The sequence below is a fragment of the Bacteroidota bacterium genome (assembly GCA_016721765.1).
Taxonomy (GTDB): domain Bacteria; phylum Bacteroidota; class Bacteroidia; order UBA4408; family UBA4408; genus UBA4408.
In genome coordinates this window covers 400,540-413,773 of record JADKHO010000001.1, presented here as the reverse complement: position 1 = coordinate 413,773, position 13,234 = coordinate 400,540, and the positions used below count along the sequence as shown (strand labels likewise).

Below are 13,234 nucleotides of genomic sequence, written 5' to 3'. Positions count from 1 at the left end.
GATTCATGTATCGTGAATAAAATGCTTGCTCAATCGGTATTTCTCAAAAAGTTTACATTTGGGTAAGAAATTATTTCAAACATGAAAAAAAATATCGCCTTCGGATTAGTGCTACTTTTGGCGCTACCTGCCTTTAGCTTATCCCCTAAAATAAAAAGCGCTAAAAAACCAGTCTTTCAACATTCAGCAAAATATGTTAGTGGAGGAGAAGCAGCCGATGATTCGCGCAAACGAAATGAATGGGAATACAAACGATTAATGGATCCTGTTAGCGGTAAAATTCCAGATCATATCCGTGAACGTGAATTGGCCTATGCGGCAACATTGCCATCTGATGCTAGTTCATCAAACAGTCGAAGCACACAATTACTTTCTTGGAACACAAGAGGTCCATTCAATTACGGAGGCCGAACAAGAGCTATGGCTTTTGACTTAAATGATGAAAATATTTTGCTTGCCGGCGCTGTCTCTGGTGGTATGTGGCGTTCTTCAAATGGTGGTGTTTCATGGTCAAAAGTTTCAGCTGCCAATATTAATCAGAGTGTAACGTGCATTGCGCAAGACCAGCGAACCGCACATCGTAACATCTGGTACTACGGTTCAGGCGAAGCTTATGGTGCTTCAGCTAGCGGTGGGAGTGCATTTCATTTAGGTAGCGGATTATTTAAATCCATCAACAATGGAATATCTTGGACCAAATTAGGATCTACAGGTGCCAGTACTCCTGAAATTTTTGACAATGTTTGGGATCTGGTTTGGAATGTACAAACCGATTCAAGCAATGCAGCTCAGAATGAAGTTTATGCAGCGACCTATGGTGCAATTTTTAGAAGTGTAAACGGGGGAACAAGCTGGACGCTAGTGAGAGGCTCAAATGGCAGCGGTCCGTTTTCGTATTTTACGGATGTTGCTGTAACTCCCACAGGCGTTGTGTATGCCACATTAAGTACAGAAGGTAATCATCCCGGAATTTGGCGCTCCACCAATGGAACCAACTGGACGGATATTTCTCCTACATTTATGGATACTGCTAACCGCATTGTAATTGGGATAGATCCTAATAATGAAAACGAAGTATTTTTTTTAGCTGAAACCCCAGGTTCCGGTAAAACAACTACCAATTATGCAGGAACACCGGAACAAAATAGCCTTTGGAAATATACCTATTTAAGTGGAAACGGAGACAGTCTTGGCGGACAATGGGAAGATCGCTCCATGAATCTTCCTGACAACGGGGGAATCTTTGATAAATTTAACTCTCAAGGAGGATATGATTTAGTGGTGCGCGTGCAGCCCGGAAATTCATCTACTGTAATCATTGGTGGTACCAACCTCTTTCGATCCACTGATGGCTTCACATCTGCCGCAAATACAAGTCAAATAGGAGGGTATGGAATCGGTGCTACCATTCCATTTTACACGCTATATCCCAATCATCATCCCGATCAACACAGTGTTTTGTTTTCTTTGAATACTCCCAATGTAATGTATTCCACTTGTGATGGGGGAGTATTTAAAACAAGCGATATTACTAGCGCCTTCTGTTACCTGGAATTCACTAAATCAAGGTTATCTATCCACCCAATTTTATACCCTCGCAATTGATCCCGCAAGCCCGGGAGATAGTGTTATTATTGGTGGAGCTCAAGATAATGGAACACTTTATACCAATTCATTAAGCCCTTCATTTAATTGGACTCAACCATCTTTAGGCGATGGTTCCTATTGCGCTATTGCGGATGGTGGAACAAATTATTATTACTCTCGACAAGAAGGCAAATTAATTAAAACTACTATGGGCACAAATGGATTTACTAATGGATATGTACGTATTGATCCGTTGATGGCAGATACCACAAAATATGATTTTATTGCACCTTTTGTATTGGATCCCAATAACAATGCGGTGTTGTATCTTACCTGTGGAGATATGATTTACCGCAACCACGACCTTTCTCAAATCGCTGTTTCGAATACCTATTTGCGCAGCAATCAAAATTGGGATTCTCTCTCATTTACGCGCGATTCAACAACTTCTATAACCGCAATAGCCATCTCAAAATTGCCTGCCAACCGCCTGTATTATGGAAACCGTAAGGGAAAAATATACCGTGTCGACAATGCAAATAGCGGCAATCCGGTACCAATAAACATTTCATCAGCGGCCTTTCCGGCAACTGCTTATGTAAGCTGCATTGCAGTTAATCCCAATAATGCGGATCATGTACTTTTGGTTTTTTCAAACTATAGTATTTATAGTCTGTATGCTACTACAAATGGAGGCACAACTTGGACTAAAGTTGGCGGGAATCTGGAGGTAAATGCAAATGGAACCGGTGCTGGGCCATCTTTACGATGGGCGTCAATATTGCCTTTGAGCAACGGTACTGCTTATTTTGTTGCAAGTAGCACAGGTGTATATGCCACCGATACGCTAAAAGGGCTTACTACCGTGTGGGCGCAGCAAGGTGCAAATTCAATTGGAAGTGTGGTAAGCGATGTAATTGTAAGTCGATCATCTGATGGTTTAGTTGTAATAGGTACACATGGAAATGGTATTTACACAGCAAATATCACAGACATTCATCAGCTCATTACCGGAGTTGAATTTGAAGCATCAACTTCGAGCTTGGAGTTAAAAAATTATCCAAATCCATTCAGCCAACAATCCACCATTGCTTATTCCATAAAGGAAAAAAGCACCGTGGAATTATTGCTTTTGGACGAATTAGGTAAGGTAGTGAAGACCATAAAAAATGGGCCCCTCAATCCGGGTAACTATACCGAAACGCTTGATAGAAGCGGGCTTGCTTCAGGAATTTATTATTGTTCCCTTAAAGTGAAAGATCAAAAAGTGGTAAGAATGGTGGTGATTGAATAAGGTTATACCTTAATTTCATCTTCATTGCCATTCAAAAAATGATACTCAGTAAAGTGATATGCATTTACCGGTTTCACTTTTACCCAGCATTTGTATTTTCTCCACCATTTGTAACGAATGGAAAAAAGTCCTTTGGTAAAATAAGCTGCTAAATAGGGGTGAGCGTTTAGCGTAACATTTTTTTCGTTTTGCTCTTTTACGATGTAGCGCAAATTGTTTTCGATTTCATCGCTAAGTAAAATGCTGGCAGCAATTTCGCCGGTTCCATTACATGTTGGGCATTTTTCTACCGTAATTACATTCATCTCAGGGCGCACCCGTTGACGTGTAATTTGAACTACACCAAATTTACTTGGCGGTAATATATTGTGTTTTGCACGATCGGTTTTCATTTCCTCTTTCAGCTTTTCGTACAATAATTTACGATTAGCGGGATTGTGCATGTCAATAAAATCGATTACAATAATACCACCCATATCGCGCAAACGCAATTGGCGTGATACTTCCACAGCGGCATCTAAATTTACTTCTAAGGCATTCGATTCCTGGTTGTTTTCGGCTCTATTGCGGTGGCCACTGTTCACGTCAATCACATGCATGGCTTCGGTGTGTTCCACAATCAGGTATGCACCTGTTTTCATGGTTACCGTTTTACCAAAAGAGCCTTTAATTTGCTTATCCACCCCATAGGCATCAAAAATTGGATCAGGTCCTTTATGAAGCTTTAGAATTTTTTCCTTATCAGGAGAAATGGTTTGGAGGTAGTTTTTTATTTCTTCAAACATATCCTCACTGTTCACCACAATACTGTTAAAAGAAGGATTCAAGATATCGCGAAGAATGGCGGAAGTGCGGTCAATTTCGCCCAACACTTTTTTAGGTGGAGCTGAGTTTTTAAGCTCATTAAAGCAGAGGTCCCATTTTTTTATGAGGTCGTTCATATCCGCTTCAATTTCGGTCACCTTTTTATTTTCGGCAACAGTGCGAATGATTACACCAAAATTTTTGGGTTTAATTCCAAGAATTAATTTCTTTAATCGGTCCTTTTCTTCGGCACCTTTAATTTTTTGCGAAACAGAAACGCGGTCGCTAAAAGGCACTAGCACAATGTATCTCCCGGCAAGGGAAATTTCGCAACTGATGCGCGGACCTTTTGTACTAATTGGTTCTTTGGCAATTTGCACCATTATGTGCTGGTTACTTGCCAATACCTGCGTAATTTTGCCGCCTTTATCAATATCCTGCTCGAGTGTAAAGTGGTTGAGTAGGCTTTCGCGTTGTTTGCCGCTTGCAATACGTTTGCTGTAACTCATCAAAGAGTTAAACTGCGGACCTAAATCGAGGTAATGCAAAAACGCATCTTTCTCATAGCCCACATCCACAAAGGCTGCATTGAGCCCGGGCATTACCTTTTTTATTTTTCCTAAATAGATGTCACCTACCGAAAAGTTGTTATTTCTCTTTTCTCTATGAAGTTCGATTAATCGCTTGTCGTTGAGTAGGGCAATAACAACCTCTGTGGCAGTAGAATCAATTATTAATTCGTTGTTCACAAAAGTTATTTTTAAGTAAATACACGTTCCCCACGACTGATTTTTCAGCCTTAGGGAACATCTTAATTCAGAAAGGATTAGTTGACAAATGGCGATACATTAGCAAAAGTAATGCGCAGCAATTAAGCTACGATATGCTAATGCAAAGCCCTATCGAAAAAACTATTTCTTCTTTTTATGTCTGTTTTTACGAAGACGTTTCTTGCGCTTGTGCGTTGAAATCTTATGTCTTTTTCTTTTTTTTCCGCTTGGCATTGTAGTTCGTTTTTAACTGTTTTTTAATTGATTTATGTACTGCGTAATTTCCGAAACAACCGTTTCGTCCTTACTTAATTCTTTAAATTTTTCTAATGCTTCAATCGCTTCCTTCTTCTTACCAATATTCGCATACGTTTGTCCCAAATACAAATAAGCTTCTGTAAATTCAGGATTTAACCGGAGAATTTTCTTAAAGCGTTCAATTGCTTTATCGTATTGACCGGATTGAACAGCAAACAAGCCCAAATTTAATTGTGCGTTGATATTCGTCGAATCTTTGGCCACCACTTCCCTCAGCAACATAATTCCTTTCATTGGTTCCGCTGTGCTTTCCACATAGCAAATTCCTAAATTTACTTTTGTATCCAAATTACTCGAATCCAATTGTAAGGAACTAGAATAGGCAGCCACCGCTTGATCCACAAAATAGTGTCGGTATGATTCTGTGGCAAAACGGGATGCTTTGTAGTAAGCCGCACCGGCTTTATTCCACTTTTTTGCATCCTGTTGCATTTCAGCACTTTTTTGTAAATAATGCGCTTCAATTCCAGCCTGATTCAAACTGTGCCAAATACCACTCAATGAATCTAAGGCTGCTGCCGACTGGGATGCAGCTTGTTCCTCAATAAGGGCAAGTGCATTTTTATCAAGTGTTTTTTTAATAGAATCGATGTAGGATTCCATTGAAAAATCAGTTGAAGCAGCAGATTCCGATTTTTTAGTGCTTTCGGGCGCTCCGGTTTTTCGTGCAAATAATAAAAGAACGAGAAGTGCAATTGCTCCTAAAATCGCTGCTATTTGTGCTTTTCGAGGAGTAGTCATTAAAATTATTTTACTGTTTTCTTAATTTTTTCGCTAAATGTTTTAGCCGGTTTAAAAGCCGGTACATTGTGAGCCGGAATAATAATTGATGTGTTTTTTAAAATATTTCTTCCTGTTTTTTCAGCTCTTTTTTTGATGATGAAAGAACCAAACCCTCTCAAATAAACGTTGTTTCCTTTGGTTAACGAACCCTTAACGGATTTCATGAATGTTTCTACGGTAGCTTGTACGGCAACTTTTTCGATCCCTGTCTTTTCTGCAATTTCTGCAACAATATCAGCTTTTGTCATTGAAGTGTGTAATTTGATTTTTAAGTTATTATTAGATTGTATCGATTATACTTTTTTAATTTGGGGCTGCAAATATAGAATTTAAAAACAGAACACCAAAAATGAACCACTTGTTTTTTATTCTGTTTCACTGTGTTACACTTTAATTATGGACTTTGCCGCTCAATTAATTCAATGGTACCGCCAAAATAAACGCGATTTGCCTTGGCGCAATACCCGGAATGCTTACCATATATGGCTTTCTGAAATAATATTACAGCAAACACGTGTGGCGCAGGGTATGCCTTATTACCATAGCTTTGTTACTCGTTTTCCGGATGTAATGGACTTGGCTGCGGCCGATGAGGATAGCGTGCTGAAGCTTTGGCAAGGTTTGGGCTATTATTCGCGCGCCCGCAATTTGCATTTCGCGGCAAAGGAAATAGTACAAAAGCACAAGGGCAAATTTCCGCAAAATTATGAAGCCATTCGCGCCCTTAAAGGGATTGGCGATTATACCGCTGCAGCGATTGCTTCCTTTGCTTTTAATGCCCCTCATGCGGTGGTGGATGGCAATGTGTACCGCGTATTAGCAAGAGTTTTTGGTATAGCAAGCCCTATTGATTCCCCTCAAGGGAAAAAGGAATTTGCAACTCTTGCACAAGCATTAATCCTTAAGAAAAATCCGGCTGAATACAACCAAGCCATTATGGAATTTGGCGCCCTGCAATGCCTACCCAATAATCCCGATTGTGGAACCTGTTGTTTACTTGAGCTATGCCAGGCTGCACGTAACAAACAGGTTGGCATATTGCCGCTTAAGGCAAAAAAAACGAAGCAACGCACACGCTATTTTAATTACCTCCTGCTCGAGCAAGGGGCTTACACCTATATTAAACAAAGGGGCGCGGGCGACATTTGGCAAGGACTTTTTGAATTCCCATTGCTGGAAACCACAAGCGATATTTCCGAAAAGGAACTCCTGCAAAGCCCTGAATGGAAGGCATTTTTTGGCAATACGCCTATCCAAATTGTGAGTATATCTCCTTACTGCAAACACCTCCTAAGCCACCAAATATTACAAGCGCGTTTTTTTACTATACGCATTGGCAAAGGCATTCCCGTTGGTATTCACAATTCATTTCTTAAAATTAAAAAGCAGCAATTAAATAGCTATGCATTGCCGCGATTGATTGATAGGGTGGTAAACGACCTAAGCTAAAAATCATCCTTTTTGAGTATTTTTTCATTTTTGCGAAAGTTGTAGTTTTGAAAAAAGTGAAAATTTGTTCGTGAAGAAAATAATTCTATTCTATCTCTTAATTCAGTTGCCTACACTCGCAAGTGGCATGTCGCAATCATTTGACAATGGCTTAATTTGGAGGCTTCGAGATACAGTTAAAATAAATGCGATACTTGATTCAGGTTGGAAGGCGACTTATTCTTATTCAATGGTTGCGCTGAAACTTGCAAAGGAAGCAACCTTCAAATCAATTGAATTAAAGTGGGATAAAGGCGCTGCAAAGGCATTGCTTTTAGAGGCGAAGGCTCACGATTTACTTGGTAATTTTAAGGAGGCATTACAAATCAGTTTCCAAGCCCTTACTATCAGTAGACGGATTTCAGATAGGATTAGTGAAGCAAACTCTTTGAGGCAAATAGGTGGAATGTATGAAGCATTATGTGATTATCCCGCAGCCATTCAATATTTGCAAAGTAGTTATTTACTGAGCAAAAGAATTGGTTACCTAAAGGGCGCCGCATCAGCATTGAGTGATTTAGGTTTAGTTTATAAATGGAAACTGGATTTTAAAAAAGCGTTAGAGTACAACCTAAAAAGCATTGCTATCAAAGTCAAAATTGGTGATAGAAAAAATTTAGCAAATTCTTATTCTAATGTGGCAGATATTTTTTTAACGAAAATGACTACAATCGAGCAATTGAATATCAGTTGAAAGGATTAAGGATTCGAGAGGATATAAATGATGTATGGGGGTTAACACAGAGTTATTATATTATGGGTTCGTTAAAATACTTATTGTATGATTTTCCAACTGCAATATTTTATTTGCAAAAAAGCCTGCAATTTGATATTCAATATTCTTACAAATCACAAATACCAAATATTCTAGGAAATTTAGGATTAGTGTACAGTAGATTAGGAAAACAAAACACTGCATTGATGTATCATAAAATGGCTCTTAAAAAACAATTTGAACTTGGTAATATGGAAGGAATTTCAGTAAATTATACAAATATTGGAGAGGTCTATGCTAATCTTCAAAAGTATGATTCTGCTATGATATATATGAAAAAAGCACTCTACTGTGATTCTATTCTTCAAAATCGAATTAGTATAGTTGACGATTACATTATATTAAGTAAAGTTTGTTTAAAAAGTGGAGATTATTTAGCCTCAAAAAACTACCTTGAAATTGCATGTAAATTTTTGGTTGATCATCCTACTCTAAACCAATCCCGCGACCTCGCCGAACTCCAAAGCCAACTCTTCGAAAAGCAAGGCAAATTCAAAGCCTCCCTTATAGCATATAAGCGATTTATAAGCCTTCGTGATTCCGCCATTAATCAAAATAAAAAAGTAGCCGTTGCACTCAAAGAAGCGAAGTATGAATTTGATAAAAAGGCATTGGCGGATAGCTTAAAAAACAATGAAGCTCAAAAAGCAAAAGACCTGCAAATAAAATTCAAAGATTCCGAATTACAAAAGCAAAAACTCAAGCAAAATGCTATGTTGGCAGGAATTGTAGTGCTGTTTGTGTTGGGATGGTTGTTATATAGTCGCTACAAAGCTGTGTCGCTGCAACAAGTATCGGAGCGCAAATTAATGCTGCTAGAAAAGGAGCAGGCACTGGTGGAAGAGCGCACCCGGATTGCCGACGAAATGCATGATGATGTGGGTGCCGACCTCAGTAATTTACTGCTCAAAATAAGGATGAATGAACATACGCAAACACAAAGTGCAACACAGCCAGTGGATTTGGGTGGTTTAAAAAACTCCACCAACGGCATCATCCATAAAATTGATGAAATTATTTGGTCTTTAAATTCCCATCGAGATACCTTACAAGAGCTTGTGAATTTTATTGTAAAATATTACGACTCCATTTTGAAAGAAAACAATTTAAGTGGAAAAGCTGATGTGCAAGAAACACTACCAGCAATACAAATGGCAGCCAAACAAAGACGGAATATTTATTTAACTGTAAAGGAAATTCTGAACAATGCCTTAAAGCATTCTCAAGCCAGAAGCATACAACTTAGTGTTGGATTTGCTAACGATTTACTAGAAATAAAAATATGCGATAACGGAAAGGGATTTGATACCGAGAAATCTTTTCAAGGAAATGGATTAAGGAGTATGAGAAAGCGATTGGAAATGATGGATGGAAAGTTGGAAATAAAATCAGTACCTAATTCTGGGAGTACATTTTTAATGTTTATTCCGGTGGTTTAAATAGAATTTATTTTGAGTAAACCCAATTTTTATGTACGCTGAGGATTTAAATAAAATGAAATTAGCATGATGAGATTTTTATTTCTTTTTAGTCTTTTTATGCAGCTCCAATATCCCTCACCTTGTGCATCACAATCACTTGACAATGGCTTAATTTGGATGCTTCAGGATACCGTCAAAATTAATGCATTGATTGATTCGGGTTGGAAGGCAAATTACACTTCACCTAAAGAAGCACTAAGACTTGCAGAGGAAGCACTCTTAATAGCTAACGATTTAATGAGAGATAGAGAGAAGACAAAGGCACTTTTGTTAATTGCCAAAACGTACGACTATTTTGGAAAATATAAAGAAGCATTGCAATTAAATTGTCAAGCACTTATTTTAAGCAGGAGAACAATTGATAAAATTAGTGAAGCAAATGCCTTGCGGCAGATAGGTGGTATGTACCAAGCTTTATGCAATTACCCTGAAGCAATTGAGTATTTGCAAAGTAGTATAAGCCTTAGCACTAAGATTGGTTATCTTAAAGGAACCGCTTCTGCATTAAGTGATTTGGGACTAGTTTATAGATGGAAATCGGATTATAAAAAGTCGATTGAATGCTATTTTAAAAGTATTGCAATCAAGAATCGAATTGGAGATAAAAAAAATGCTGCAACATCTTACAGTAATATTGCTAATGTTTTTTTAGAACAAAACGACTATGAACAGGCAATAGAATATCAATTAAAAGGTTTAAGGATTCGGGAGGAAATTAACGATGTATGGGGTTTAACTCAAAGTTATACGGTGTTGGGATCAATTAAGCTATTATTAAATGATTTTTCAAATGCTTTGGAGTATATGCAAAAATGTCTTCAATTAAGTATTAAATATTCTTACAATTCACATATCCCAACTCAGATAGCTAATATTGGATTGGTATATGATAAATTAGGGAAACATTCTATTGCATTAAAATATCATAGAAGGGCACTGAAGCAACAAATTGAATTGGAAAATAAAGAAGGGATTTCAGTAGCTTGTGCTAATATTGGAAATTCATTTTCTTATCTACAGGAATATGATTCTGCTGCTGTTTTTTTGAAAAAGGGACTTTATTTTGACTCTCTGCTGGAAAATAATATTAACGTTATAGACGATTACATTGCACTTGGTAGCATTAATATTAAGAGGGCCGATTTTGCCACTGCTAGTAAATATAGTGAAAAGGCGCAAAGATATTTAATTGAAAATCCATCTTTAAACCAATCCCGGGACCTCGCCGAACTCCAAAGCCAACTCTTCGAAAAGCAAGGCAATTACAAAGCTTCTCTTACAGCATATAAGCAATTTATAAGCCTTCGTGATTCCGCCATAAATCAAAATAAAAAAGTAGCCGTCGCACTCAAAGAAGCGAAGTATGAATTTGATAAAAAAGCTTTGGCGGATAGCTTAAAAAACAATGAGGCTCAAAAGGCAAAAGACCTGCAAATAAAATTTAAAGACTCCGAATTGCAAAAGCACAAACTCAAGCAAAATGCTATGCTGGCTGGAATTGTAGTGCTGTTTGTATTGGGATGGCTGTTATACAGTCGCTACAAAGCTGTATCGCTGCAACAAGTATCGGAGCGCAAATTAATGCTGCTTGAAAAGGAGCAAGCGCTGGTGGAAGAGCGCACGCGTATTGCCGACGAAATGCACGATGATGTGGGTGCTGATCTGAGTAATTTACTACTCAAAATTAGGATGAACGAACACCTGCAAACACAAAGTGCAAGCCCAGCCGTTGATTTGGGTGGTTTAAAAAACTCCACCAATGGCATCATTCATAAAATTGATGAAATTATTTGGTCTTTAAATTCGCATCGAGATACCTTACAAGAGCTAGTGAATTTTATTGTAAAATATTACGACTCCATTTTGAAAGAAAACAATTTAAGTGGAAAAGCTGATGTGCAAGAAACACTACCGGCAATACAAATGGCAGCCAAACAAAGACGGAATATTTATTTAACGGTAAAAGAAATCCTGAACAATGTTTTAAAGCATGCTCAAGCCAACAGCATACAACTCAAAGTTGGCTTTGAAAACAATATTCTTGCAATAAAAGTATGTGATGATGGAAATGGTTTTGATACAGAGAAAACGTATCAAGGCAATGGCTTAAGGAATATTAGTAAGCGTTTGGAGATGATGGGTGGGAAGTTGGAAATTGAATCAATGCAGAATGTCGGCAGTACTTTTTTGTTGCATATTCCTGTGGTTTAAAAAATCACCCTTTTTGATGATAGTGCTTAAGCAATTAACAGACTAAATTTGAAGAAAAAAATTATGGAAGAAAATAAGATTTCAATCGCCTTAGTGGAGGATCATTATGAATTTAGAGAGAGTATGGCGTCCTTAATTAACTTGAGTAAGCAATACAGCTGCATGAAATTTTCAAATTCAATTGATTTTTTAAACTTCATCAAGAAAAAAAAGAAGTGCCACGAAATAATTTTGATGGATATTAATTTGCCCGATATTGATGGGATTGAATGCACCAGACAAGTAAAAGAAATTTTCCCTGAAAGTCTGATTATGATGTGTACAGTATATGAAGACGACGAAAAAATTTTTAATGCACTAAAAGCCGGTGCAAGCGGTTATATGTTAAAGCGTGCAGCAATCGAAGAAATATTTGCATCTTTAGAAGACTTACTTGCCGGCGGATCGCCCATGAGCAGCGTAATTGCGCGCAAGGTGGTAGCATCCTTCGCAAAGCGCGATATGATGTACAGAAATGATTACAACCTTTCTGTCCGCGAAAGCGAAATATTGGGCTTACTTGCAAAAGGTTTGCGTTTAAAGGAAATAGCCGATGAGCTGTTTATCACCATCAACACCGTACGCACCCATATCCGCCATATTTACGAAAAACTTCAAGTGCAATCGCGCATTGAGGCATTAAATAAAACACGTCACAATTTTTTGTAAAAACCTTGTAATGGAGTACTTGCGGTGAGTAAAAAAAAGAATAGGCAAATTATCAAAAAACTATTGATACGCCGGGCAAATTTCGCGGGGTTTATCTCTTCCCTCGGCCGATTTGCAAAACTTAAAGTGAATCATCACTTCGTGAGTATTTTTGCTGGCTATTTTTATTTTTGAAGTGGTGTAATCGTAACCATAACTGATGTAAATAAATTTACCGGTTTTAATTTTAAACATCGCAGCAACTCCATCCACAAAACGATACGAAATACCAAGGTCAAATTTATTTAAGTAATCGTACATCAAATTCACATCAATTCCCGGTGTTCCGTAAGGAGCAAACTTTAGCATTACCGAGGGGATTATTGAAAAGGATTTGTCTTGAGCCAACCAGCGGTAACCGGCATTTAAATAATAGTGGCGGGCGAGGCGGCTGTTAATACCATACACTTTTTTCAAGGAATTGCCCACCGCATTCTTAATAGAAAGTCCGACATAAAAATTTTCGTTGTGCAACCAAATTGCAGGGTTTATGTCAGGATAAATAAATTTTACTTTGGTTTCACCAATCGCATTATCAAATGCATTTGCAGTGATAGCAGCGTTACGGTCGAAAACATATTGCAAAGCACCAGCAAATAGACCAACCGATAAAAAAGTTTCCTTAACCATAGTGCGGTGGTAGGCATAATTTAAATAATATCCGGTGTATCTTGTAACTCCTGTTTGGTCATTTTCGATGTATAAACCGGTACTTGAATACCCTTTATAAAAATTTCGGTTTCGATGAGGAATTGGTACTTGAAGACTGAGAAATTGGGTAATAGGATTACCGTCAAAACCTACCCATTGATTTCGGTAACCAATTTTTGCAGCTACACATTTTTGTTCTCCCGGGGCAGCCGGATTAATACCAAAGTGATTAAAGGAATACATAGTATATTGTGCCAATTGTTGCCCCTTTAGAGTTACAATGGGTAAAATAAAAAACAAACTAAGTATGAATTTCTTTAGCACG

Annotated in this window: 11 protein-coding genes; 7 read left to right on the top strand and 4 right to left on the bottom strand. The window is 37.9% G+C overall.

What is annotated here, in order from left to right; genetic code table 11:
* Positions 1 to 81 precede the first annotated feature (81 nt).
* Together IPP32_01715 and IPP32_01710 are read left to right on the top strand one after the other, a co-directional pair.
* On the top strand, positions 82 to 1,605 hold the full coding sequence (locus IPP32_01715; protein MBL0046804.1) for a hypothetical protein: 1,524 nt from the start codon (positions 82 to 84) through the stop codon (positions 1,603 to 1,605).
* Positions 1,502 to 2,881 carry a T9SS type A sorting domain-containing protein gene (locus IPP32_01710; protein MBL0046803.1) on the top strand — a complete coding sequence of 460 codons (1,380 nt, stop codon included), beginning with the start codon at positions 1,502 to 1,504 and terminating at the stop codon, positions 2,879 to 2,881. Before IPP32_01715 ends, IPP32_01710 begins: the two co-directional genes overlap by 104 nt.
* A gap of 2 nt (positions 2,882 to 2,883) precedes the next feature.
* Here IPP32_01710 and IPP32_01705 read toward each other — a convergent pair whose 3' ends face one another.
* From IPP32_01705 to IPP32_01695, 3 genes are all read right to left on the bottom strand, one after another.
* On the bottom strand, positions 2,884 to 4,434 hold the full coding sequence (locus IPP32_01705) for an Rne/Rng family ribonuclease (GenBank protein ID MBL0046802.1): 1,551 nt from the start codon (positions 4,432 to 4,434) through the stop codon (positions 2,884 to 2,886).
* 267 nt (positions 4,435 to 4,701) lie between these two features.
* Positions 4,702 to 5,514, bottom strand: coding sequence for a tetratricopeptide repeat protein (locus IPP32_01700; protein ID MBL0046801.1), 813 nt, complete (start codon positions 5,512 to 5,514; stop codon positions 4,702 to 4,704).
* A 5-nt stretch (positions 5,515 to 5,519) separates the two neighbouring features.
* Entirely contained in the window at positions 5,520 to 5,804 is a 285-nt protein-coding gene (locus IPP32_01695; protein MBL0046800.1) for an integration host factor subunit beta, read from the bottom strand.
* Between the two features lie 148 nt (positions 5,805 to 5,952).
* Between IPP32_01695 and mutY the strand changes: the two genes are divergently transcribed.
* From mutY to IPP32_01670, 5 genes are all read left to right on the top strand, one after another.
* On the top strand, positions 5,953 to 7,005 hold the full coding sequence (gene mutY, locus IPP32_01690) for an A/G-specific adenine glycosylase (protein ID MBL0046799.1): 1,053 nt from the start codon (positions 5,953 to 5,955) through the stop codon (positions 7,003 to 7,005).
* 229 nt (positions 7,006 to 7,234) lie between these two features.
* Complete coding sequence (locus IPP32_01685; GenBank protein ID MBL0046798.1) at positions 7,235 to 7,738, top strand: tetratricopeptide repeat protein; 504 nt, start codon at positions 7,235 to 7,237, stop codon at positions 7,736 to 7,738.
* Positions 7,735 to 9,258, top strand: a complete 1,524-nt coding sequence (locus tag IPP32_01680) for a hypothetical protein (protein MBL0046797.1) — start codon at positions 7,735 to 7,737, stop codon at positions 9,256 to 9,258. Before IPP32_01685 ends, IPP32_01680 begins: the two co-directional genes overlap by 4 nt.
* Positions 9,259 to 9,324: 66 nt before the next feature.
* Positions 9,325 to 11,511: a tetratricopeptide repeat protein gene (locus tag IPP32_01675; GenBank protein ID MBL0046796.1), complete on the top strand. Its 2,187-nt coding sequence runs from the start codon at positions 9,325 to 9,327 to the stop codon at positions 11,509 to 11,511.
* Positions 11,512 to 11,574: 63 nt separating this feature from the next.
* The gene (locus IPP32_01670; GenBank protein ID MBL0046795.1) at positions 11,575 to 12,219 is read left to right on the top strand and encodes a response regulator transcription factor; all 645 of its coding nucleotides are present in this window, start codon (positions 11,575 to 11,577) and stop codon (positions 12,217 to 12,219) included.
* Between the two features lie 60 nt (positions 12,220 to 12,279).
* Here IPP32_01670 and IPP32_01665 read toward each other — a convergent pair whose 3' ends face one another.
* On the bottom strand, positions 12,280 to 13,233 hold the full coding sequence (locus tag IPP32_01665; protein MBL0046794.1) for a type IX secretion system membrane protein PorP/SprF: 954 nt from the start codon (positions 13,231 to 13,233) through the stop codon (positions 12,280 to 12,282).
* Between the last annotated feature and the right edge of the window lies 1 nt (position 13,234).